General features: G+C 40.9%; 14 protein-coding genes. 9 read left to right on the top strand and 5 right to left on the bottom strand.

All coding sequences use genetic code 11. The features are described 5' to 3' along the window. Window positions 1-529: 529 nt before the first annotated feature. Window positions 530-1396 (bottom strand): DNA replication terminus site-binding protein, encoded by an 867-nt coding sequence (locus QSH61_RS21060; RefSeq protein WP_206471351.1) that lies wholly within the window; start codon window positions 1394-1396, stop codon window positions 530-532. A 2442-nt stretch (window positions 1397-3838) separates the two neighbouring features. On the opposite strand from QSH61_RS21060, the gene QSH61_RS21055 reads away from it, so the two are divergent. Next, on the top strand, window positions 3839-5194 hold the full coding sequence (locus QSH61_RS21055) for a class II 3-deoxy-7-phosphoheptulonate synthase (RefSeq protein WP_010605527.1): 1356 nt from the start codon (window positions 3839-3841) through the stop codon (window positions 5192-5194). Between the two features lie 31 nt (window positions 5195-5225). Here the strand turns inward: QSH61_RS21055 and ppsR are convergent, their stop codons facing one another. Then, complete coding sequence (gene ppsR, locus QSH61_RS21050; protein ID WP_010605526.1) at window positions 5226-6035, bottom strand: posphoenolpyruvate synthetase regulatory kinase/phosphorylase PpsR; 810 nt, start codon at window positions 6033-6035, stop codon at window positions 5226-5228. A gap of 143 nt (window positions 6036-6178) precedes the next feature. On the opposite strand from ppsR, the gene ppsA reads away from it, so the two are divergent. Continuing rightward, entirely contained in the window at window positions 6179-8554 is a 2376-nt protein-coding gene (ppsA, locus tag QSH61_RS21045) for a phosphoenolpyruvate synthase (protein WP_010605525.1), read from the top strand. Window positions 8555-8588: 34 nt separating this feature from the next. On the opposite strand, the gene QSH61_RS21040 is transcribed toward ppsA, so the two are convergent. Beyond that, window positions 8589-8795 (bottom strand): PGPGW domain-containing protein, encoded by a 207-nt coding sequence (locus tag QSH61_RS21040; protein ID WP_174169156.1) that lies wholly within the window; start codon window positions 8793-8795, stop codon window positions 8589-8591. Between the two features lie 139 nt (window positions 8796-8934). Here QSH61_RS21040 and ydiJ point away from each other — a divergent pair, with 139 nt between their 5' ends. Next, complete coding sequence (gene ydiJ / locus QSH61_RS21035; RefSeq protein ID WP_206471350.1) at window positions 8935-11973, top strand: D-2-hydroxyglutarate dehydrogenase YdiJ; 3039 nt, start codon at window positions 8935-8937, stop codon at window positions 11971-11973. A gap of 319 nt (window positions 11974-12292) precedes the next feature. On the opposite strand, the gene nosR is transcribed toward ydiJ, so the two are convergent. Beyond that, complete coding sequence (gene nosR, locus QSH61_RS21030) at window positions 12293-13615, bottom strand: response regulator c-di-GMP phosphodiesterase, NosR family (RefSeq protein ID WP_206471349.1); 1323 nt, start codon at window positions 13613-13615, stop codon at window positions 12293-12295. Between the two features lie 404 nt (window positions 13616-14019). Between nosR and QSH61_RS21025 the strand changes: the two genes are divergently transcribed. From QSH61_RS21025 to QSH61_RS21000, 6 genes are all read left to right on the top strand, one after another. Next, the gene (locus QSH61_RS21025) at window positions 14020-17133 is read left to right on the top strand and encodes a glycosyl hydrolase family 18 protein (protein WP_206471348.1); all 3114 of its coding nucleotides are present in this window, start codon (window positions 14020-14022) and stop codon (window positions 17131-17133) included. A gap of 46 nt (window positions 17134-17179) precedes the next feature. Then, on the top strand, window positions 17180-18607 hold the full coding sequence (locus QSH61_RS21020; RefSeq protein WP_174169160.1) for a lytic polysaccharide monooxygenase: 1428 nt from the start codon (window positions 17180-17182) through the stop codon (window positions 18605-18607). 52 nt (window positions 18608-18659) lie between these two features. Beyond that, window positions 18660-21128, top strand: a complete 2469-nt coding sequence (locus tag QSH61_RS21015; RefSeq protein ID WP_010605519.1) for a glycosyl hydrolase family 18 protein — start codon at window positions 18660-18662, stop codon at window positions 21126-21128. Between the two features lie 166 nt (window positions 21129-21294). Next, window positions 21295-22056, top strand: a complete 762-nt coding sequence (locus QSH61_RS21010) for a substrate-binding periplasmic protein (protein ID WP_010605518.1) — start codon at window positions 21295-21297, stop codon at window positions 22054-22056. Then, the gene (locus tag QSH61_RS21005; RefSeq protein ID WP_174169162.1) at window positions 22053-23987 is read left to right on the top strand and encodes a RecQ family ATP-dependent DNA helicase; all 1935 of its coding nucleotides are present in this window, start codon (window positions 22053-22055) and stop codon (window positions 23985-23987) included. Before QSH61_RS21010 ends, QSH61_RS21005 begins: the two co-directional genes overlap by 4 nt. Beyond that, window positions 23988-25151, top strand: coding sequence for an anhydro-N-acetylmuramic acid kinase (locus tag QSH61_RS21000; RefSeq protein WP_174169163.1), 1164 nt, complete (start codon window positions 23988-23990; stop codon window positions 25149-25151). A gap of 3 nt (window positions 25152-25154) precedes the next feature. Here the strand turns inward: QSH61_RS21000 and QSH61_RS20995 are convergent, their stop codons facing one another. After that, on the bottom strand, window positions 25155-25634 hold the full coding sequence (locus QSH61_RS20995; RefSeq protein WP_174169164.1) for a hypothetical protein: 480 nt from the start codon (window positions 25632-25634) through the stop codon (window positions 25155-25157). Window positions 25635-25744 lie beyond the last annotated feature (110 nt).

Here is a 25744-nt window from a genome sequence, read left to right as displayed (position 1 = left end):
TTTCCTATTTAAAACAATTAAATAGAAAAGCATGTTAGCCAACAGAAGTTGATTTTTTGTAATTTATAGATGCGACTCCGTGGTCGATAAGCTATTTCAGAGCTTAACATGTAATGATAAATCAAAATTTAACCTGAAAAAATTTAGTACTTAATCTGTGAAGATAACGATTTCATCATAGTCTTATAATACCAATTAGCCTTGATACTTGTTCAATTTGAAGGAGCAAATCTGATGCTAACTGCGTTAAAAATTTCTTATTTAGAACAACTAAATAGCAAAAATTTTCGCCTTGCCTATATGGATGTAACTTGGCGATAGCTGGATGCGGTAATGGTGTTATCGACAAGATTTTCTTCGCCTCAGAAGAGATCACTTAATTAAGCTAATTGGTATAAGTTTTAAAATGGATAGAACACATCATACTATAATGAGGACAAGTCAGTTAGCACTTGCATGGACTATACTAATTCAACAAGATTATGTTAAATTGCGTGCTATCGTTAGATTCCGTATGAATTACTTACTATTACTCAAATCTTTCTAAATAAATTCTATCGACTAGAAAGTTGTACTCTCGCTTTCTTGGATGATCATCTTTTTGTGTAAAATGACTTAACTCTCCAAGTTTAGTGTCTGGATACGGGTTAAAGAGTATAAATGGAAGTGCGGCACTTACATGATAGCGATTTTGAGCTGTATATCTCACATTCACCTCAGGTGTTACTCTGGTTGGCCTTCTAATTCTGAGCTTTGCATTTTCTGATAGACTAGAAACTCTATATTTTTCTTGTTCTACTAGCTGTTGCCACTTTTCCTGATCTATCATCCTCGGATTTGAATATAGTGAAGAGCGATTCAACATCTCCATAGCAAGTTCTTTACTCAAAACTCTGGTTGCATGTTTTTTCATCCAGGTAAATCGAACGGAATAGGGAGCTTCGGATTCGCTATGTATTTTTCGATAGGCAGCCAAAGTCATTAAGTTAGGAACTGCACTATGAACAGCTTCGAATCTGGCATCATTGTTAGAAATTTCCAGAATAGCATTTTTAAAATTTTCTTTGGCAAGATTCACTGCATTCACCCTAGAGTTGATAACTTCTTTAGGGTCATTAACTAACAAAAGACCAGGAAACCTTTGCAACAACTTTCCGCTTTCTCGGTCGTTTAAGTAGAGGTCGCGATAAGCATCTAAACATTTAGAGAGTGCTTTTTCACCTTCTATTTTTTTAACAGTTATATTTGTTGGAGCGGTTTCTTCATCTTGTTTTTTGATATCAGGCAGTTCATAAAATGTTGCCTTTTTTATATCGGCTTCTGTCAGTTCATGGCATAGCTGGTTAATTTGTTCATTAAGAATATCGAAAGTTGAACGTATATTAAATTTATTCATTGTATGATGTGTTCTTGTTATCTCTCTCGCATTATATCAAAAATAATGAAATCTCGCTAAGCGATTTTATTATGAGTATCTAATGGAACAAACTAACCATATCACTTGCCGTTTGCTAAATTAAGCTAAGTATCGTTTTAGTCGATCGTTGTTGAGAACTTAGTTATTTGATCAATTAGCTGTGGGTATTTTGTGATGATGCATACTTTTATTGATCTCGTAAGTATGATGTGTTCCCTGAGATATATGTAAATTATATCAGAAATATTCTGTTAGCTCATATTTATCTTCACTTATTAAGCTTTTATTTGGAGCGTCTAGGTTTTAGAGAAATAAAATATCTGCTAGTGAATTTTAAAATAGGAAAGTGATTCTATGTCGTCTTGATGAAATTGCTAATTAGTTTTGTAGAGTTGAAATTGTTTTACCTCACTTTGTATGATGTGTTCCTTTCAGATAGACTAAATTATATCAAATTTTTTTGGATTTCTCCTATAAAATTAGCTTTTTGTCACTTTTGAAGGGAGTTTCTAATGGGCAATACTATCAGGCTAAAAAGCAGTGGCTAGTAACCACTCAGAACAACAACGCTACTTGTCAGTTTTTTGATTAATTTTTAAATTCAACACTGATTTTATATTTATGAAAAAACTGTATGATGTGTTCCTTTATCCTCGCGATAATACTCTTTTTTATAAATTAAAGTCAACTTTTGATACTGACAGAGTCTTCTTCTGGTTCAAGATTTTAGTGTTGAAAAACAATAGTAAGTGTTCACTTATTTTGTTCCGACCGAGCACTTTTCCGTAGGCATGAAGGTTTAATAAATTCTAGTTAGGCCGAAAAGGGAAGGTGATAGATGGTTAGTAAGTGTGTACTCACTTTGCAATAAGCATCATTTGGGATCCTTTAAAGGGATTGGCTAAATTGTAGAGTAGAACACTGAGTTTAATTTTGCACTTTCAAAGAGAACAATCGTACCACTTCTTTTTCTTGGCTATGAATCTTCGAGTAACATCCGCACTTTTGTAGTCGTACCTGACTAAAACACGAAGACGGTTATAGCACAAGTTTCTTTTGCTACATGCACATGTACAGTTCGAAGTAGCTGGTGTACTTCTTTATAATAACTACACCAGCTACTTCAGTGATTACTTACTGTTATTCACGTTTCGCCGGAATAAATACTAATGTCAGTGTCTTACTCGATTTGTAGCGAAGTTAAAATAACGGAAAAACGAGTAGATAGAAGACACGTCTCCTGTGCTTTTATTATTTAAATATCATATAGTTTTTACACCTGAATTCATGGTCTGATCGTCAAAGAGCAAAGTAGACAGAGATCTTTTCAAGCGTCTGAACAGCTTGTTTGCGAACGAGTCAAGCTAGATTAGCTAACTGTTCATGGAAAAATATCTCTGAAACTAACTGGCCAGAAACTAGCGAGAGTTTTGGAATTGAAAATAGCTATTAAGCGAGTAACCTTATGCCCAATTATATTAGGCAAAGTGACTACCCCTTGATACTGTAAGAATAAAAGTCGTTGTGTTAGATATCAAGAAAAGAATGAGGGGCAAGAGTAAACTCAGTAGTACTACGTAATCAATATCACCTTTTTGACAGTAGAGTTTTATTTTTATCTAGTGATAGATTGTTCGGCGTTCTCGCCGTTTCAATAAGATAGCTTAATCAGGAAAATTTATTTTAATAACCCAGATCACTGAAGAGAAATCTCCCCAATTTTTCAGCATTGAGTTCTCATTGGAGGAGTTAGCTGTTGGAAGTACCTATACGTGTTAATACTTCCAAATACTATATAGCACATGTGATTAGTACTCATAGCAATCACTATAGACTCATTTTTTCTTGCTTCCTTCCTACTCATAAAATACGACGAGTCACTACAAGCAATTACTAGTCTGAACTTAAATAAACATCAATTTAACATAATAATAGGCTAAAGTCAGTGTGTCATCTTTGTATATAAATGCTCTGTAAGATGATTTTCTGAAGAGGTAGGTGGGGTCCTCTTGATCACAAATTCTTGAATTGACTTCTAATCAAGGCACTCAAAGTGAAAAACAAGACTTCGACAAGATTATGTTTGATACTGGTATAGGTTCCAGGGTCTTCAATTCACTCAAAATGCGTGATGATACTCATTATAGCGATTTAAAGATCAGATCTTCCAAGTCTGATAGTCGCCAATTTTAGGTCTGCTTTTTTGCTAGCTGGAAAGATGTATTAAAAACCACCATATCTCAAGAAGTTCAATACTTTGATAAATATTTTGAATAGTTTTAGCTAAAGCGTCATATTATTAAACCAACAGTAGTATGATGTGTTCTTTGATGAAAACAAACTAAAGTTTTTCCTTGATGAATAAGGGGGCTTGGGGTACTGTTCAATGGTGGTAACACATATTGGAATGAGGAAAATACAATGGCTAATTGGAGCCCAAATAGCTGGAGAGATAAACCTATCTTGCAGCAACCTGAATACCCAAATTCAGAGAAGTTAAAATCAGTTGAAAAAGAACTAAATTCAGCACCGCCGCTCGTTTTTGCAGAAGAGACACGAAGCTTGTATAAAAGCCTTGCAGATGTTTGCGAAGGTAAAGCTTTTATATTGCAAGGTGGTGATTGCGCAGAATCGTTTTCAGATTTTAGTGCCGCTAATATTCGTGATACGTTCAAGACACTTTTACAAATGGCTGTCGTATTAACATATGGCGGTAAATGCCCGGTAGTTAAAATTGCTCGAATGGCAGGGCAGTATGCTAAGCCACGTTCTTCAGATTTTGAGACTATTGATGGTGTTTCTTTACCTTCATACCGTGGTGATATCGTTAATAGTTTTGAGTTTACGGAAGAAGCGCGTATCCCAGATCCTGATAGATTGATGAAAGCATATCATCAGTCAGCAGCAACACTTAACCTACTTCGCGCGTTTGCGCAGGGTGGTCTTGCTGATCTGCATCAGGTAAATCGCTGGAATATGAGTTTCGTAGCTGCAAATCCGTTAAAAGACAAGTTTCAACAGCTCGCAGAGCGTATTCAAGAAGCGCTTGAGTTTATGGAAGTTTGTGGCATTGATTCAACAGTAGCACCAAGCCTGAAGGAAACTCCGCTTTATACCTCACACGAAGCGCTATTGTTAGGTTATGAAGAAGCGTTAACTAGACGAGACCACTTATCTGGGGATTGGTACGATTGTTCTGCTCACTTTGTTTGGATTGGTGAACGTACGCGTCAATTAGATCACGCTCATATCGAATTTTTCCGTGGTATTAAAAACCCTATTGGCGTAAAGGTTGGCCCAGGGATGCAAGAAGATGAGTTAATTAAACTTGTCGATGCGCTTAACCCTGATAATATTCCTGGTCGTCTAACACTTATCACACGCATGGGTGCAGATGTGCTGCCGGAAAAACTGCCTAAATTAGTTCGTAGAATTCAAGAAGAAGGCCGCAAAGTTATTTGGACTTCGGATCCGATGCACGGAAACACTGAAAAAGCGACGACTGGATATAAGACACGTAGCTTTAACAATATCCTAAGAGAAATCAGTCAGTTCTTCGCAGTGCATAAAGCTGAGGGTAGCTATCCTGGTGGTGTGCATTTAGAAATGACAGGGCAGCACGTCACTGAGTGTGTTGGTGGTGCCTACGGTCTATCAGACGAAGACTTATCTCAGCGTTACCGCACCCAGTGTGATCCGCGTCTAAACGCAGACCAAGTTTTAGAGCTAGGCTTTTTAGTTGCTGATCTACTAAAAGACGCTCGCAAAACAGTATAAATAACAAACAAAAGGCCGCATTGCGGCCTTTTTAGTATTTATGGCGCTTTAACCCAGTTTCAGAAATAATCTTTGCTGATATTTCCTCAACGGAATAACGTGTACTGTTTAAGTAAGGCGTTTTATTCTTTTTAAATAGCATCTCAACTTCTTTGACTTCAATACGGCATTGTCTGATTGATGCGTACTTTGAGTTTGCCATTCTCTCTTGTCTTATTGCGGCTAGTCTTTCGGGGTCTATGGTTAAGCCAAAGAGCTTACCTTTGTATTTATCAAGACATTTAGGCAGTCTTCCACTTTCTAAATCATCCTCTGTCATCGGATAATTCGCGGCTTTTATCCCATATTGTAATGCTAAATATAAGCTTGTCGGCGTTTTACCGCTGCGGCTGACACCTACCAATATGATGTCTGCCTCGTCATAATCTTTAATATTTGCGCCGTCATCATTTGCAAGTGCGTAGTTAACAGCATCTATTCTAAAATCATAAGAAGATTCGTGAATGCTATGCGTGCGGTGCATTTTTGGCACCGGCTGAACTTTTAGCTCTCTTTTTACTATTTCGCTCGCATAAGATAAAAAGTCGTAACAAACCCCTTGCGACGATAAAATAATATCGGACAATTCTGGATTAACGAATGTAAAAAACACCAATGGTTTTTCACCTGAAGTCTCAGCAACCGAGTCTATTAATTTTTTGATTTCATTTGCTTTTTTTACTGTTTCTACAAATGGTATCGTTTGGTGATTAAATTCTACAGGGAACATTGAAAGCGTTGCGTGACCAAACACTTCAGAGGTGATAGCGGTACCATCGGAAATATAAAATGCTGTTCTCATTTTGCTATTATTCATTCAGAAATTGTTGAAAATAAGCCATCGCGGTTTACGAAGACTGCCTTACCGTTGTAGAATGCCCTTGACCAAGTGGAAAGGTCAATTAATCTCTCACATTTAATACAATTTGTTTTGGAGACAGTTCCGTGCAAGACTACGTTCTCTGGTATCAAGAGTTGGGTATGCAAGATGTACCTCGAGTTGGTGGTAAAAACGCTTCTCTAGGTGAAATGATATCTAACCTTGCTAACGCTGGTGTACAAGTACCTGGTGGATTCGCAACAACTGCTGATGCGTTTAATGAATTTCTTGAGCAATCAGGCCTCAATGAAAAAATCCACTCAATCCTAGATACTCTCGATGTTGACGATGTCAACGAATTAGCCAAAGTCGGCGCCCAGATTAGACAATGGGTTATCGATACACCATTCCAACCAGAATTAGATAAAGCAATCCGTGACGCATATAGCCAGTTACACGGTGACGCAAGCCAAGATGTCTCCTTTGCTGTTCGTTCATCAGCAACAGCAGAAGATATGCCAGACGCCTCCTTCGCTGGCCAACAAGAAACTTTCCTAAATGTTCGTGGCATTGATGCCGTAATGGTCGCTATCAAGCATGTTTTTGCTTCGCTATTCAATGACCGTGCAATTTCTTATCGTGTACACCAAGGCTATGATCACAGAGGCGTGGCGCTTTCTGCTGGTATTCAGCGTATGGTGCGTTCAGACAAAGCGTCGTCTGGTGTTATGTTCTCAATCGACACCGAATCAGGCTTTGAAGACGTTGTCTTCGTTACTTCTAGCTATGGTTTGGGCGAGATGGTAGTTCAGGGCGCAGTAAACCCAGATGAATTTTATGTTCATAAGCAAACGCTTGCAAAAGCAAAACCAGCTGTTCTTAAGAGAAATATTGGCTCAAAAGCAATCCAAATGATCTACTCAAGTGATGAGTCTCACGGAAAGCAAGTTGAGATTGTTGATGTAGACTCAGCACTATCTAACCAATTCTCGATTACAGACGCAGAAGTAGAAGAATTAGCAAAGCAAGCTGTTATTATCGAAAAGCATTACGGTCGTCCAATGGATATCGAATGGGCAAAAGATGGCAACGACGGTAAGCTTTATATCGTTCAAGCCCGTCCAGAAACCGTCCGTTCAAACGAAGATGCGAACGTAATGGAACGCTTCCAGCTAAAATCAAAGTCTGAAGTTATTGTTGAAGGTCGTGCAATCGGTCATAAGATTGGCTCAGGCGTAGTTAAAGTCCTGTCTTCAATTGATCAAATGGACTCGGTAAAGCAAGGCGATGTACTTGTTACTGATATGACGGATCCTGATTGGGAGCCTATCATGAAGCGTGCCTCTGCTATCGTAACTAATCGTGGTGGACGTACTTGTCACGCTGCAATCATTGCACGTGAGCTGGGGATCCCAGCGGTGGTTGGATGTGGTAATGCAACCGATTTGATCACCAATGGCGACACGGTAACAGTTTCATGTGCTGAAGGCGACACAGGTTATATCTACAAAGGTGAACTTGAATTCGATGTTATTTCTTCTCGCATCGATGCAATGCCAGCTATTCCGATGAAGATAATGATGAACGTAGGTAACCCAGATCGCGCGTTTGATTTTGCGAAGTTACCACATGCAGGTATCGGTCTTGCGCGTCTTGAATTTATCATCAACCGTATGATTGGTATTCACCCTAAAGCACTACTTCATTTTGATAAGCAAGATGCAGAGCTACAGGCTGAAATTAAAGAGCTAATCGCAGGATATGAGTCACCAGTAGAGTTCTATATCAGCAAGCTAGTTGAAGGTATTTCTACGCTAGGTGCGGCATTTGCTCCAGAGCGTGTAATCGTTCGTATGTCTGACTTTAAGTCAAATGAGTATGCAAACTTGGTTGGCGGTCAGCAGTATGAGCCCGAAGAAGAAAACCCAATGATTGGTTTCCGCGGCGCATCTCGTTACATTTCTGAAGACTTTAGAGAGTGCTTTGCATTAGAGTGTGAAGCCATTAAACGTGTTCGCAACGAGATGGATTTAACCAACGTTGAAATCATGATCCCATTCGTTCGTACCCTAGAAGAAGCAGCTCAAGTTATTGAAATTCTTGAAGCTCATGGTCTAAAACGTGGCGAGAACGGTCTAAAAGTCATTATGATGTGTGAACTTCCATCAAACTGCCTGCTTGCTGATGAGTTTTTAGAATATTTCGACGGCTTCTCGATTGGTTCAAATGACCTTACCCAGTTAACACTTGGTCTAGACCGCGATTCTGGTCTTATTGCGCATCTGTTTGATGAGCGAAACCCAGCTATCAAGAAACTACTTTCAATGGCAATTCAAACTGCTAAAGCGAAAGGCAAATATGTAGGTATTTGTGGCCAAGGTCCATCGGATCATGAAGATTTTGCAGCTTGGTTAGTTGAAGAGGGGATTGACTCTGTTTCACTTAACCCAGATACAGTACTTGAAACTTGGCTTTATCTAGCTGAAAAGTTTACTAAATAATTTAATAGCCCCAATGTAACACATTGGGGCTATTTCATTTCTGAAATGTCCTATCTAACTTTTCGCAGCCAAGCCTAAACAAACGCTGCACATTTTTTAAGTGCTTCTTAGCGCCTTCATGATTCATCGAGAAACACACCAGAGCCGCCAGTAAAAAGATAACCGATGGACCGGGCACAACAAAGAAGATCAATGCTAGAATACAAAATACAATACCAACAAGGTCGTAAATAATTTTCATGTTATTTCCTCCTATACAATATGAGTATAAGGTATGTGGTGAAATAAACTATTTCCAATTGTAACAAACCATAAAATTCTCAAGTTGATCATTAATCCTTCGTGATACAATTAATTCAAAGCAAGTAAAATATACCGTCATGATCGCAAATATTAGTCAGCAGGATTCTGCAAACGAACTTATCAACCTCTATCAAAGTAAACTAACTGATGCAGGTTTTAGTGGGGACATTGATACGAGTTATGCAACTCGTCTTGTTACGTCAACCGACAATAGTATCTATCAGGAAATCCCTCAAGCAGTATTATTTCCTAGAACAAATCGAGACGTACAACTTGCACTTGAAATCGCTCAACAAGACCCATTTTTGTCTCTCACTTTTGGTCCTAGAGGCGGAGGAACTGGTACGAATGGTCAATCACTTACACCCGGTATTGTGATTGACCTCTCGAGACACATGAGAGAAATTCTTGAGATCAATGAACAAGAAGGCTGGGTTCGAGTTCAGGCGGGTGTGATCAAAGATCAGCTTAATGACTTTCTAAGACCTTACGGCTATTTCTTTTCGCCAGATCTCTCCACCAGTAACCGAGCAACAATAGGTGGTATGGTAAATACTGATGCGTCGGGCCAAGGTTCACTCGTTTATGGCAAAACAAGCGATCATGTTCTTGGGCTTAAAACCTTTTTAGTGGATGGAACAGAGTTAAATACCTCGAAGTTAGCGATCGATAAAGCGGAGCTACTAGCTGAGCAAAACTCAAAGACTTCTCACATTTATGCGAATGTCATCGAGATCTGTCGAAACAATCGAGCACTTATACTTGAAAAATTTCCGAGACTAAATCGCTTTTTAACCGGTTATGACCTCGAAAATGTATTCGACGATTCACTAACTACTTTTGATTTGTCTCGAATTATTACGGGTTCTGAAGGTTCACTTGGTGTTGTAACCGAAGCAAAACTTAATTTAACGCCAATTCAGCCATATAAAACCCTAATCAATATCAAATATGACTCATTTGAATCAGCGCTTAGAAACAGCCCTTTCTTGGTTTCCGCTAATGCTACATCGGTCGAAACTGTAGATAGTAAAGTTCTAGGTCTTGCCAAAGAAGACATCATTTGGCATTCAGTATCGGACTTAATTCAAGATGTCCCAGGTGTTGAGATGCAAGGTCTTAACATGGTTGAGTTTAATGGTGAATCCGAAGATGAAATTTCGTCTAAAGTCGATAGTTTATGTCAACGATTAGATCAGCTTATTGCGAACAAAGAAGCGGGGGTTATTGGTTATCAACTTACTAATGATAAAGCGGATATCCTTAAGATCTATGCGATGCGTAAAAAATCAGTTGGCTTGTTGGGTAACGCAAAGGGTAATAAAAAGCCACTTGCTTTTGCTGAAGATACAGCCGTTCCACCTGAAAACCTTGCTGATTTTATCATTGAATTTAGAGAGTTGCTTGATAGTTACCAATTAGATTATGGCATGTTTGGTCATGTTGACGCCGGTGTTTTACACGTGCGCCCTGCGCTTGATATGTGCGACCCCAAACAGGAAAGACTACTACGTGTGATCTCAGATAAAGTAGTAGCGTTAACTGCAAAATACCGAGGACTAATGTGGGGTGAGCATGGAAAAGGTTACCGAAGTGAATATGGACCAGAGTTTTTCGGTGAGCAACTATTTAATGAACTTCGAAAAATTAAAAGTTTGTTTGATAAAAACAATCGCCTAAATCCTGGAAAAATTTGTACACCACTGGATTCAAGCGATCAATTAGTGTCAGTCGATGCACAGAAAAGAGCTTGGTTTGACCGTACAATACCAACTGAAGTAAAAGTAAACTACGAAGCGCCAATCAATTGTAATGGTAACGGACTTTGCTTCAACTATGATGACAACTCACCAATGTGTCCATCGTACAAGGTAACCAAAGATCGTAGAAACTCTCCAAAAGGACGCGCTGGGTTATTTAAAGAGTGGTTAAGACTCCAAAACAATAAAGGGGTAGATTTGATTGCTGCAGAAAAGCAATTAATCAATCATGAAAATGATACTACTTGGTGGGAGCGCTTTCTCAATACCCGAAAGAAAAACGAATATGACTTTTCCCATGAAGTTAAAGCATCAATGGATGAATGTTTAGCCTGTAAAGCATGCACAACGGCTTGCCCAATAAAAGTGGATGTTCCTACGTTTCGAGCTAAGTTTTTAAACTTTTACTACAGCCGTTACAATCGTCCATTTAAAGACTACTTAGTTGCGAATATTGAGCGAGCACTGCCTACCATGGCTAAGTTTCCAAATTTAGTTAACGCTCTACAAAGTAATCGCATATCCAACTTTTTTGTTGAACGGCTGATTGGGTATATTGACTCCCCATCGCTAAGTAAGGTGCAACTTAGCAAATTAGTTTCAAGCAAACACTTTTATTCAGAACACAGTTTTGAAATGTTAAGCGATGAAGAACAACAAAGCGTGGTATTTGTTGTTCAAGACCCGTTTACTAGTTTCTATGAAGCAGAACTAGTATCGGACTTTGTGCAAGTTATATCAAAGCTTGGGTTTTATCCGCTCGTGTTACCATTCAAACCGAACGGTAAGCCACAACACGTTAAAGGCTATTTAAAGGAATTTAAATCGACCGCGAAGACTGCCGCAGAGTTTTTAAATACTGTCAGTGAGTATAACAGACCTTTAGTTGGGCTGGATGCCTCTTTGGTGATGTGCTATCGCGATGAATATAATGATATCCTCAAAGAGAGCAGGGGAGACTTTAAGGTACAATTAGCACATGAATGGCTTGCAACAGTCGATATCCCAACGGCTGCGACAATCAGTCCATCAAAATTTACATTGATAAGTCACTGTACAGAAACAACAGCGATGCCTGAATCTAAAAATGTTTGGCAAGGTATTTTTAATAAGTTGAACTCTAATTTAGAAGCGGTTAATACAGGATGTTGTGGCATGGCGGGAACTTATGGCCACGAAGCGCAAAATCAAGAAAACTCAAAAGCGCTCTACGAATCCTCATGGCAGCATCATATTGATAACGCAGCTCAAGATGAAATATTAGTGACTGGCTTCTCTTGTCGGTGTCAGGTTAAACGCTTTAGTGGAGAAAAACCAAAACACCCGCTTCAAGCACTTAATAAACTACTAGATTAGTTTAGTAGTTAGTTGAACGAGCCCAGTTTACTGGGCTTTTTTTATTAATAGTTTTAGTAGAAAGTAAGCTGAGCGAGTTTACAAATTTGTATGATGTGTTCTTATAGGCGTACTGCTCTAATACAAGTCCGTTATTCTCGAGCCACTATAATTTGACGGCTTAATGACATTGATCCAATTAACGGCTCAAAAGCTATATTTACCATTATCTACACAACACCAGCAAACGAGTATTCGATAGTGCAGTCGCCGATAAGTCGATAAGTCGATAAGTCGATAAGTCGATAAGTCGATAAGTCGATAAGTCGATAAGTTATTATTATCGCTTGACCATAATTCGAAAGGGGATTGGGCGTTGTGTTTCCAGCTGCTTAAGTTTATCTATCGACTTATCAGTAAAGATATGGCCTTTTGGTAGCAATAAAATTCCTTGATTACTGTGAAGCGCTAAACCTAATATCATGCCAGGCTTGAGTTTTTCAGTTGTCAATATATCAACCGAACCGACTTGCTCTTGGCCTAGCTCGTTGTTACTCACTGCTGTCTCTAAAATATCAACGACTTCTGGGGAGTAGAAATTTCCTCTATAGGTTCGGATAAGATCTAGCGCTAAATCGGCTTTCTCTTTATCAGAACCGTTAGCGCTGTATAAGTTGTCATAATAATCTCGGGCGACCGCAAGTATCTGTGAGCCCAAAGGAATTTCTTTGCCTTTAAGACCTTTAGGGATCCCTTGACCATTAAATTTTTCAAACTGATGATAAATCGCCTCGGATACGTCAGATAGGTGCTGCGCTGGCATCAACATAAGCTGTGCAATGGAAGGATGCGTATAATAAATTTTCTTTTGGGCTTCGCTTAGTTTTCTGGGTGGCGATTTATAAATTTCTGGGTCCATAGCAAGTAAACCTACTTCTGCTAAATACCCTGACATCATAGCCGTTTCAGCTAATTCACTAGAGAGTTCTAGCTTCTTAGCTATAATTTTACATAATTTGGCTATGCTCTTCGCTTTTTTACCATCGATAAATGGATTTGCATTCAGAAAATTATAAAGTAACTCGACGGTAGCCCGATGTTCTTTACGTTCTTTTTGATTAGCTTGCTCTAGTTGACTTAACACTTTGCGGATCTGCACAGTGCGTTTTTGTACAAGTCCTTCAAGGTTTTCATTTAACTCTGTAAGTTGCGCATTTTTTTGTACTATCTCTTCATTTAGTCTCTTATTGACGCTTTTTAACCTGTATTTCTCTGAACATTCTCTCACAGTATGTACGAGTATATCGTTATCCCAAGGCTTTTGAATATATGCATGGATCCCACTTTCATTAATGGCTTTAATTGTTGAAGCAAGATCAGAGTATCCTGTGAGTAATATCCGTTGTGTATCTGGGCAAATACGCTTTACTTCATGCAAAAATGTGGCGCCATCCATTTCAGGCATCCGCATATCACTAATAACAACTTCAAAGGAGGAGTCTCGGACAAGCGCCAAGGCCGTCTGTGGATCACTACAGAGCTCGGCGTGTATTCCATTTTGACGAAATAAGCGATTTAATGACCGTATCACATTCGTCTCATCATCGAGACAAAGCACTCGTATCGCTTCATTTGAAGTCGTTGATAGCTCAGCAAATTCCAAAGTTCAATCTCCTAAATGAATTAATTTAAACTTAGTTCAAAAAGGAAGCCACGACAAGAAACCGTTAAAATACGCCTTAAGTCTAATATTACCCTTAAACCTGATTAATAACTTTTTAATATATGCATAAGAAACAAACTGGTAACTGTAATAAATTTAGAGATGTGGCTAGCAACTATCGCTTAATATTAAATAATTACAGTTTCATTTCCATGTGTCAGCGAACCAAAACTAAGCATATGAATCAATCATTTAGTGTTACATTTTGATGAAAAACACGGTTCAATTTACGCTTACGTTAACGTTATCGGCTGGAGAAAAATGTTGTTGCCATATTGATTTTATGTGTTAGGTTTATGTTGTTATTGTTAACCAAATACAATAAATGGTTGGAGAACCAAACTATGAAACAACATGTAAAGACCCTTAAATTATCGCAAATGGCTTCGATCCTCGGAGCCATTTTCTGCGCTAACTCATATGCTTATAATTGTGATGGCTTACCTGAATGGTCACAAAATTCGGCATACAATGGTGGTGCTCAAGTACAAAAATCGCAACAAGCTTTTGAAGCGAAATGGTGGACTCAGGCTGATCCAGTTACCCATTCGGGTCAGTGGGATGATTGGAAAAAATTGGGGGGCTGTGACAGCGTTGTCACAAACACACCACCCACAGTACAGAGCTTACTGCCAGCTGATGGCAGCGCTTTTAACGAAAATGACAGCGTTGCCATTTCTGTAAATGCAACAGATAGTGATGGCCAAGTAGCGCAGGTAGAGTTTTTTGTAGATGGCACGTCAGTTGGTATTGATACCACAGCGACAGGTGATAATTTTTCATTTAACTGGTCAGCTACCGCTGGAACACACGCAATTTCAGTAGTTGCAACAGATGACAAGCAAGCTGTGTCCAACACATTAATAACCAATGTCATCGTTAATACGGCAGGAAATCAGTTACCTACAGCAAACCTTTCATTAGGCGGAGGTAATAATCTGGTTATTAATCAGCCTGTAGACATCGTTCTTGATGGTTCAGATCCCGACGGCTCAATAGCAAAACTAACACTGCTTATTAACGACCAAGTCGCATTTGAAAGTGCAACAGCACCAGCTCAGCATACTTGGACACCAACGCAACTGGGCGCCGTAACTTTAAAACTTATTGTTGAAGACAATACCGGTGCCACAGCAGAGAGCGTACTCAGTGCGAATGTCGTTGAAACGCCACCAGTTGTAAACAACTGTGTTCCACATGGCCTATATCAGACCCCTAACACATCGCCTAACTACTGTGATATTTACGACGAGAATGGCCGCGAGAAAATGGGCACTGATCACCCTAGACGTGTCATCGGTTACTTTACTAGTTGGAGAACGGGTAAGAATGGTCAACCGAGCTATCTAGTTGATGATATTCCTTGGGATAAGATCACCCACATCAATTACGCTTTCGCGCACGTTGATGCCAATAACAAGGTGTCAATAGGCAATCCAACAGCTCCTAACAATGCAGCGACGAACATGACTTGGCCGGGGGTTGCTGGTGCAGAGATGGATCCGTCTCTTCCTTATACCGGTCACTTTAACTTGCTGAACAAATTTAAGAAACAGCATCCTGATGTTAAAACCTTGATCTCAGTCGGCGGTTGGGCAGAAACTGGTGGCTACTTTGACGAAACAGGTAAGCGAGTTGCCAGCGGCGGCTTCTATACGATGACGACCAATGCAGATGGCAGCGTGAATCACGCAGGTATTGATGCGTTTGTAGCAAGTTCAGTTGAATTTATCCGTAAATACAACTTTGATGGTGTCGATATCGACTATGAATATCCATCTTCTATGAATGACTCTGGTCACCCAGATGATTTTGCGATATCAAACCCGCGTCGAGCAGCATTGAATGCTTCTTATCAAGTGTTGATGAAAAAGCTAAGAGAAGCATTAGACCAAGCTGGCCAACAAGACAATACACACTATCTATTGACGATCGCATCACCATCTTCTGGTTACCTTCTACGTGGTATGGAGACATTCCAAGTCACCAAGTATCTAGATTACGTCAATATCATGTCTTATGACTTACACGGAGCGTGGAACCAGCACGTTGGTCATAACGCATCGCTATTCGACACTGGCGAAGATTCAGAGCTTAAACAATGGAATGTATATGGCACCAAAGAGTTTGAAGGAATTGGTTACCTCAATACCGATTGGGCGGTCAAATATTTCAGAGGCTCGGTCTCCGCAGGACGCATCAACATTGGTATTCCTTATTATACTCGCGGTTTTAGAGATGTAACAGGCGGTACAAATGGCCTTTGGGGGCAGGCTGCATTACCTAACCAAGCAGATTGTCCTCCGGGAACTGGTAGCGGTGAAAAGAATAAATGTGGTAATGGTGCTGTAGGTATTGATAACTTGTGGCACGACAAGAACGACGTTGGCTTAGAAGTACCGGCAGGTTCGAACCCACTTTGGCATGTTAAAAACCTTCAAAATGGCGTGTTAGGTAGTTACCTAAGTGATTATGGACTAGATCCAGTTAATAACCCTGAGCATCAAATTAATGGCAGCTACACGCGCCATTATGATTCGGTAGCGGTTGCTCCTTGGCTTTGGAATGCCACTAAGAATGTGTTCCTATCCATAGAAGATGAAGAGTCAATGGCCGCCAAAGTCGACTATGTCATCAACCAAGAACTAGGCGGTATCATGTTCTGGGAGCTTGCAGGCGATTTCGATTATGATGTGAGCAAGAATGAATATTTCATGGGTTCATCGCTAACAAGCTTAGCCTACAACAAGTTTAACCAAAGTGGCACACCATACTCGGTTAAACAAGGAAATAAGACTTTTGTAAAACCAGCTTCAGCAGTTGATGTTACGTTTGTTGCCAAAGATTTTCCAGCTGGAGATGCTAACTATCCAATAGCACCAACTTTTGCCTTTACCAATAACTCAGCGATAGATTTGAGTGGCGCGAAAATTTCATTTGATGTTCCTGTTGCGACTTCGGCCATTTTCAAATCTAACTGGAATGCGCAAGAAAAACTTGGCATGGCAGTTGACGTAAATGGCTCAAATGCTGCGGGAAATAATATTGGCGGCTTCGAAAACGAATTCCATCGATTCTCAATCACGCTTGTGAACGAGTGGGGTGGAACGCCTAAGTCTTTTGCTCCTGGTGAAACCATCAATGCCCAAGTCATGTACTACATGCCGATTTCTGGCCCTGTTAACTTTGTGGTTGAGAAAGACGGTAATCGCTATGCATTTACCAGTGAATATAACGACCTACCAATCGCAACACCTGGCACAGGGCCTACAGATCCGGTAACTAGCTGTAAAGGTACACCTATCAGTCAAATTGTGGTTTACCCGAACTTGCCACAGGGCACACATGCAGCTCAAGGTGATTTAATTGTTGAAGGAAACGCGGTATATGAAGCGAAATGGTGGAGCAATAAGCAACCATCAGTCAGTAGCGACTATACCAAGGTTTGCAACTTGTAAATAATAAATGGGGAGCTTTGCTCCCCTTTATAAAAGGCGAATAAGCATGAATAGTTTACACCGTAAATATGCGCTTGGTCTTTTGGGCGCAACCTCAGTTTTGCTTTCAAGCGCAGTTTCAGCTCATGGTTTTATGGACTTTCCCAAAGCAAGACAAGCGATCTGCCAAGCGCAAGGAGGTTATTGGTGGCCGGATGATGGCTCAAATATCCCAAATTTAGCGTGTCGAGCAGCTTTTCTAGACTCAGGCCATTTTCAGTTTGTGCAAGAGCATGAATTTTCGACCAATACCGCTGACTACAATAACTTAGAGGCAGTAAAAGCGAATATCCCCAATGGTACGCTTTGCTCAGCTGGTGACCCAAACAAAAGTGGCATGAGTGTTGTCTCACCACACTGGCAGCGTACAGTTGTAGAGCCAAACGCTCAAAATAAACTTGCCATTAGCTTTAGGGCGACAACACCTCATAATCCCAGTTTTTGGCAGTTTTTCCTGTCAAAGCCAAACTACGATGGCGATACATCTCCTCTAACTTGGAATGATTTAGAGCTTATTAATGAATTTGGCAATATTGATTTCGTTGTGGATCCAGAAGGTAAACGCTTCTATAAAATGGAAATAGATATACCGCAAGGCCGTGAGGGCGATGCAGTTTTATATACCCGTTGGCAGCGGTTTGATGTAGCAGGAGAGGGATTTTACAATTGCTCTGATATCACAATAACCTCAACAGGCACGCCACCAGAATGGGTGAGCAGCGGCTATTTCTTAAAGCAAGGGCAAGATGCTAAAGCCGGTGATAGCGTGTGGTTTAGGACGTTTGACCAATCTGGGAATGAATTAATTAGCCATAACTTGAATGTAACCTCCACTAATGCATCAACATGGCAAGCTGAGTTGGCTCTTTATCTTAATAGCAATTACGGAAATCAGGTCAACATTGGTGTTAAGCAACCGGATGGTTCAATTGCGTTTGATGCAAACGCCTTATTAGCAAACGAAGTCTTTTTGCCACATGCCGCTTACACCAGCAATCTTAGCGTTGTAAAAGGGGGTGACAACACCGCTCCTACGGTGAATCCAATTTCTAACCAAAGCATCGCAGAAAATAGCCAAGCGACAGTGCATGCTCATGCGTTTGACGACCAAAATGACCCACTGACATTCATTTGGAGTATTCCTGCACCGCTTAGCTTTAGTGGCGAAGGTGACACGATTTCCATCTCAACACCAGAAGTGACGGCTGATCAAACCTTTCAGGCTGAACTTAATGTCACCGATGGCAAAGCAAGCACGACCGTAAGTTTCTCAATTACCGTTCAAGATAGCACCAATAACCAATACCCAGCTTGGAATAGTACAACTACCTATGTTGCAGGCGACAGAGTTACGCATCAACAGAAAGTGTATGAAGCCAAGTGGTGGACGCAGGGAGAAGAGCCCGGCGCATCCGATGTTTGGAAAGCAATTTAAAGAAAACCCAAATTAATTGGGTACAACATGTAACTACAATAAGGTTGAAGATATGAAACTTAATAAAATAACCAGCTATATAGGACTTGCCTTACTGAGTGGCGGGGCACTTGCAGCCCCTTCTACACCAACATTAGATTGGCAGCCACAACAGTATTCGTTCGTTGAAGTTAACGTTGATGGGCTAGGTTCTTACAAGCAACTGGTAAAAGCCAAAGATGTTGTCGATATTAGCATCAAATGGAATGCTTGGAGTGGCTCTGGCGGTGACAACTATAAAGTATATTTTGATGATCTACTCGTAAACCAAGGTACGCTTGCAGCTGGTACTAAAAGCGGAGTAGTACAATTCCCCTACACTAAATCGGGTCGCCATCAGCTTTATTTAGAACTGTGTGAAGGTACCGTATGTGCAAGAAGCGCAGGGAAAGAAATCGTCATTGCCGACACTGACGGTGCACATCTAGCGCCACTTCCTATGAATGTAGATCCGAACAACCGTAATAACGGTACAATACCAGGCCGTGTAACCGGTGCATATTTCGTCGAATGGGGCATATATGGCCGTAATTACGACGTAACTAAGATCCCAGCTCATAACCTATCGCACATTTTATATGGCTTTATTCCGATTTGCGGACCTAACGAGTCGCTAAAATCCATCGAAAATGGTAATAGTTGGAGAGCGCTTCAAACTGCATGTGCTGACTCTCAAGATTATGAAGTCGTCATTCACGACCCTTGGGCTGCAGTGCAAAAGTCTATGCCAGGGGTGGATGCAAAAGATCCTATTCGCGGTGTATATTCTCAATTAATGGCGCTAAAACAACGTTATCCAGACCTTAAAATTCTGCCTTCAGTGGGTGGTTGGACGCTATCTGATCCATTCCATGGCTTTACAAATAAAGCAAACCGCGACACTTTCGTCGCGTCTGTAAAACAATTTCTTAAAACGTGGAAGTTTTATGACGGTGTAGATATCGACTGGGAATTCCCGGGTGGTGATGGTCCAAACCCAGACTTAGGCGACCCAATTAACGACGGTCCAGCCTATGTGGCGCTAATGCAAGAGCTGCGTGCAATGCTAGATGAGTTAGAAGCTGAAACCGGACGCCAATATGAACTCACTTCTGCAATAGGTGCAGGTTATGACAAGATTGAAGATGTAGATTACCAAGCTGCTCAGCAGTATATGGATTATATCTTTGCGATGACCTATGACTTCTATGGCGCTTGGAACAATGAAACGGGTCATCAAACCGGCATCTACTGTGGCTCTCATCTCAGCACAGACGAATGTAACGGTACAGGCGTTGACGACAATGGAGTGCCACGTAAAGGCCCGGCATATACTGGCGACCATGCAATTCAATTGTTACTTCAACAAGGTGTGCAGCCCTCTAAGCTCGTTATGGGCGTTGCAATGTACGGCCGCGGCTGGGAAGGAGTGCTAGATGCAAATGCCACAATCCCAGGTAACCCGATGACGGCGCCGGGCAATGGCCCGTTGACTGGCTCTACAAGTGAAGGTGTTTGGGAGCCTGGCATTATGGATTACAAGGCTATTGCAGCAAACGCTGTAGGCCAAGGTGGTTCAGGTGTTAATGGTTATGAAGTAGGCTACGATGAGCAAGCACAAGCAGCATATGTTTGGAACAGAAGTAACGGTAAACTCATCACTTACGATAGCCCACGCAGCGTTATCGCAAAAGGTCAGTATGCAAACACTCATCAACTGGCTGGTTTATTTGGTTGGGAAATTGACGCTGATAATGGCGACATTCTAAATGCAATGTATGATGGCCTTACAGCAGGTGAGATCCCTAATCGTGCCCCTTCTATCGGAGTTTCTGGACCAATCAATGTAACCTCAGGTCAGGTTGTGAATGTCGATGCGCAAGCAAGCGATTTAGACAATGATCCATTAACTTATTCATGGGTTGCTGCGCCTGGTTTGGCTTTATCTGCTAACAACACTTCAGCTGTGGCTGTAACTGCTCCTTCAGTCAGTCAACAGACAAGTTACGACTTGACTGTAACGGTCGATGACGGCGCGTTATCAACAACCAAAACAATCGTTGTTGTTGTAAACCCAGAAGGTGCAAATGCAGCGCCTGTCGTTACACCGGTTTCAGATATTGTGGTTAATGAAGGGGCCTCGGCTACAGTCAATGTGTCAGCAACTGACCCTGAAGGCGAAGCGCTTAGCTATAGCTGGAGTGCACCAGCCGAGCTAAGCGTAGCAGCAAATGGTAGCTCGGCGACTATTACTGCTGCAAATGTCACTGCCGACACAACCGTCCCAGTAACTGTTACCGTATCAGACGGGGTGAACGCTGTTGATACAACATTTAATGTTACGATTAAAGACGGTGGCGCCCAATACCCCACTTGGGATCGCTCAACAGTATATGTCGGTGGTGACCGAGTAATTCATAACGGTAATGTCTTTGAAGCAAAATGGTGGACTCAAGGTGAAGAACCAGGAACCGCTGATGTATGGAAGGCAGTAACTAACTAATCTAACCATCCCCAATTAATGAGCTTGCCAGTCAAGCTCATTTTTTATTCACATAAACATAAAGTTACCCATTATATGACTTTTATCACCAATTTCTTCTTTCTTTTTCTGCTTGGTCTTTCATAATGACATAATGAACTTCATAAAAGAGTCATAAGTTCTGGCAGTGCTTATTCGTCTATCCGTTTTATTATTCGTTTTAGTTTTTCCAAAAAGCTACGCTTCCGATTGCGCGGATCAATCATCGCTAAAAATCGGCATTGGCTCTAGCTGGCCGCCTTTTGTTATGTATGGCACTCGTCCTTATGGCATAGATGTAGATATCACTAGAGCAGTTTTTGAACGAGCAGGGTTTTGTATCGAGTTCATTCAACTTCCTTCATCGGCACGTGGGATCACCGAGCTTGAGAAGGGCTTAATTGATGTATTGCCATCGGCAAGTTTTAGCGTCGATAGAGCAAAAATCGCTTACTTCTCCTCGCCATATCGGCGTGAAAAAATGCGCTTGTTTGCTAACAAGGAAATAGATCTCGATAGCAACTTAATCGAGTTGTTTTCTGCAGGTTATACATTCACGGCTAATCCCGGAGCCTATTACGGTGAGGAAGTGAAACAAATAAAAAAAATCGATTGGTACGACAAGCGGCTGTTTGAAATCGCGAGCTTAGACAGACGAATAGAAATGGTGGCTAAAAACCGCGTCGATTTTCTGATTGAAGATGAAGACGCAGGCTACTACTATATCAACAAGCTAGGCTATCAAAGCATTCAGCTACACCCTTATGTAGTTAACGATAACGCTATACATTTTATGCTTGGACGTCATGCATTTAAGCGTAGTGACATTGAGCGCGTCAATGAAGCAATCACCAATTTAAATGGCACAATAGCGAATATCTCAGAAAAATATAGAAAAGATTCAGGATGACTCAACAGCAGCAACTCTTTCAAACACTACAAAGTACATTTGGACATACGACACTACGCCCGGGGCAATCGGAAGTCATTGAATCTATACTGCAAGGTCAAAGTGCAATCGCTATTTTTGCAACTGGTGCAGGCAAGTCGTTGTGTTATCAGTTACCAGCAATATTGAAGCAAGGGATGTGCTTAGTCGTTTCACCACTATTGGCACTAATGCACGAGCAACGAGATTACCTACAAAGTAAAGGCGTTGCGACTGCGTGTCTTGACAGTACTCAAAGCAAAGAGGAAACGTTGCGCATAGAAAATGCGGTGCGAGACAATGCACTTAAAGTCCTCTTTATATCAGTCGAGCGGCTTAATAGCCAAAAAGCACGTACCTTGTTATCACAAAGCAATATCTCTTTTCTTGTCATTGATGAGGCGCATTGTATTTCTGAATGGGGACATAATTTCAGGCCAGATTACCTAAAAGTGGCCAAATATCGCCATGAACTTGGTATCAACCAAGTGCTATTACTCACCGCGACAGCAACAAATAAAGTTGCACGCGATATGGCGGGTAAATTCGATGTATCCGATCAAAATATCATTAGAACGGGCTTTTACAGGAAGAATCTATTCTTAAGTGCGGCGCATATTAGCGAATCTCAAAAAGACGAATATTTACTCGCCTTTTTAAAAAAGGCAAAAGGCGCTGGTATCGTTTATGTCACGCAGCAAAAGCAAGCAGAAGAAGTAGCAAAAATGATAACTGCTTGTGGCTTTCCTGCAGAAGCTTTTCACGCATCATTGCAGAGCGAAAAAAAGGCGCAAATTCAAGCAGATTTTCTAGCGAAAGAAAATCTTATCGTTGTAGCTACCATTGCATTTGGTATGGGTGTAGACAAACCCGATGTTCGCTGGGTACTACATTATGATATGCCAAAATCTATTGAGGGATATAGCCAAGAAGTGGGTAGGGCAGGCAGAGATGGCGAGAATGCACATTGCGTTGCTTTAATTAATAATGAAAAAATTGCCACATTAGAGAACTTCGTTTACGCCAGTGCATTAGAGCGAGAGTCGTTAACGCTGCTTTTTGATGAACTTTTCGGTGATCCAGCTACAGATTATCACCTCAATGAATACGATCTTGCCTATAAAACCAATATTAATCAATTGGTGCTAAAAACACTTATTGTCCAGCTCGAACTGCAAGGATACTTACAAGTAAACTACAGCTATTTTGCGGAGCTAAGCATCGCATTCAGCCAAGACAAAGATAAAATATTAGCCAAGTACTCGCCTGAGCGGCAACTGTTTTTGACTCAGCTATTCTCGTGTTTTGAATTCAAAAAGAAGTGGGGATTACTTTCACATCAAGCATTAAGCGAGCAAAACATCCCACAGGCTAAAGCCCAAGAAGTCGTTGAGTATTTGCAAAACCAACAACTGATTGACGTAAAAGTCGCTAAATATACGTCGGTTTATTCAAAGCCTATCCAACAAGTTAACATTAATGAACTGGTTGAGTCTTTCTACCAGCAATCACAAATTAAAGAGCAAGGCGAACTTGCACGGCTAAGACATTTACTCAAATTTTTCCAGCTAACTTCATGCTATCACAAAGCGCTTGCCAGCTACTTCGGCGATATGCACGCACCAGAACAATGCGGTCACTGCGGGGTCTGCAGCGGTAAGCATTTGATCGTCAATGCACAAGAGAGCCGGGAATTAGATATTGAAACAACACGAAATATTTTAAGAGACGCTTCGCAATTTGCATCGCAACGCGGCGTAAATTTTTCTACTCACCTCAAAACGTTGTTTTTACTAGGCTTAAATTGCCCCTATTTTACTATATATAAATTCAGACAACTTGAAGGATTTGGCAGCTTGTCCGGCGTAAAGTATGAACAGGCAAAAGCATTGATCATGGAGCGCGCATTATAAATGAAAACAGATATTATTAAACTCGCCACGATCGCGGAAAAAAAGACCAAATATATACTCGGACTTATGAGCGGTACCTCATTGGATGGATTAGATATTGCGTTATGTAAAATTGAAGGTGCCGGGAAAAGAACACAGCTAACAGTCGAACAATTTACCACGATAGAATACGACTCTTCGCAAAAGCAGCTTCTCAGTGATCATGCGTCTAAATCACAGGTAAGTCTTAAGACGTTATGTCAATTAAATGCGTGGCTCGGCGAGTTGTACGCAAGTCTAATCAATAATGCTTTGAAAGAATGGCAAGTCGCAGCCGACACTGTTGATTTAATAGCGAGTCATGGACAAACACTTTACCATTGTCCAAAACAAGCCTTTGCAGACGTTGAAAAATTAAATAGCACATTGCAGATCGTTGACGGCGATATTATTGCGGCAAAAACGAACATCATCACCATCTCAGACTTTAGACAAAAGCATATCGCCAAAGGATATGAGGGAGCCCCTCTCGTGCAATATGGTGACTATTTGTTATATTCGGACACAAGTATCGATAGGGTTTTGCTCAATATTGGCGGTATTTCAAACCTTACTTATTTACCAAAAAATTGTGCACTAGCGCAGAGTATGAGTAGTGACATCGGTCCAGGAAACACATTAGTAGACCAATATTGTCGCCACGTATTAGGGCTACCATTCGATGAAAATGGTGAGATTGCGTCTAGTGGAAAAATTCAATTGCCTTTTCTCGAAGCATTACTGTCACACCAATTCTTTGATAAGCCACTTCCAAAATCAACTGGACAAGAGTTATTTAATCAAGCCTTCGTGCATCATGCGTTGGATGGAAAAGATTATAATCATGAAGATATCATCACGACACTGACCGAATTCACAGCTATCGCTGTCGCAAATGCGGTGAACGAGCTTGGTGCAACTGAATTAGAGCTATATGTTAGCGGAGGTGGAATTCATAATGTGTTTTTAATGGCGCGAATTGAAAGCCACTTGAATAACCGTGTTTTAATCAAGGATTTCTCACAACTGGGTATCAACCCTGATGCCAAAGAGGCCGCTTTATTTGCGCTACTTGCGAATGAAACCGTATCAGGTGGTAGCGATGTGCTGCCTTTTTCTATGGGTAAGATTTCATTACCAACATAGTCGCTAAAAAACGGATAATACAGCGCTGACCGCCGAGTTAAAAATACGTTTGAAGCCAGTAGTCTGAGTTGTAATCGCTTCAGATACTGGTTCGCTTACGATAATTCGCTCATTCAAAATGATATCAAACTCAGCCGCGTTCTTTAGGTAATCGTGGAGTCCCACTAGGTTCAATTGCATAAAGTAAGGACCTGCATCAAGCGATTGCTTTACTTTAATTTCGACAATCTTAGTGAGATACGACTCCGGATCAACCACCAAAGAGACCTCGCACTTCGCATTTCGCTCGCCGTGCTTTGTTAGTACAACGTTAACTCGGTCATCAATACGCGCATCCATTGGCAACTCTATCACCAAAGAAAGTCCTTGCTCACCTGGTTGCAGACTAAGTTTCTCATAGGGTTGAACAGCACGGTACTGTCCCCTCATAGAACTTGCGATCTGTGCTGCATTAAAACTAAAAATACCAGGTTTGCTACTCATTACTTTCTTTCGTTATTTACAAGACAATGTTAATTATCTCAAAGCTAGATTACAGAATTATGACTTACCAACCAAAGGCTAAAAAAGTCAAAGCTCGGCAATACCGAGCT

The organism is Pseudoalteromonas sp. JC3 (assembly GCF_030291895.1).
GTDB lineage: Bacteria > Pseudomonadota > Gammaproteobacteria > Enterobacterales > Alteromonadaceae > Pseudoalteromonas.
The sequence above is the reverse complement of the archived record's forward strand: the minus strand, read 5'-3'. Positions and strand labels throughout refer to the sequence as shown.

Coding starts and splice junctions, on each gene's coding strand:
- QSH61_RS21015 (WP_010605519.1), top strand. CDS start 18,660: ATGAAACTTAATAAAATAACCAGCTATATAGGACTTGCCTTACTGAGT.
- QSH61_RS20995 (WP_174169164.1), bottom strand. CDS start 25,634: ATGAGTAGCAAACCTGGTATTTTTAGTTTTAATGCAGCACAGATCGCA.
- ppsR (WP_010605526.1), bottom strand. CDS start 6,035: ATGAGAACAGCATTTTATATTTCCGATGGTACCGCTATCACCTCTGAA.
- QSH61_RS21055 (WP_010605527.1), top strand. CDS start 3,839: ATGGCTAATTGGAGCCCAAATAGCTGGAGAGATAAACCTATCTTGCAG.
- QSH61_RS21020 (WP_174169160.1), top strand. CDS start 17,180: ATGAATAGTTTACACCGTAAATATGCGCTTGGTCTTTTGGGCGCAACC.
- QSH61_RS21040 (WP_174169156.1), bottom strand. CDS start 8,795: ATGAAAATTATTTACGACCTTGTTGGTATTGTATTTTGTATTCTAGCA.
- QSH61_RS21060 (WP_206471351.1), bottom strand. CDS start 1,396: ATGAATAAATTTAATATACGTTCAACTTTCGATATTCTTAATGAACAA.
- QSH61_RS21005 (WP_174169162.1), top strand. CDS start 22,053: ATGACTCAACAGCAGCAACTCTTTCAAACACTACAAAGTACATTTGGA.
- QSH61_RS21025 (WP_206471348.1), top strand. CDS start 14,020: ATGAAACAACATGTAAAGACCCTTAAATTATCGCAAATGGCTTCGATC.
- ydiJ (WP_206471350.1), top strand. CDS start 8,935: ATGATCGCAAATATTAGTCAGCAGGATTCTGCAAACGAACTTATCAAC.
- QSH61_RS21000 (WP_174169163.1), top strand. CDS start 23,988: ATGAAAACAGATATTATTAAACTCGCCACGATCGCGGAAAAAAAGACC.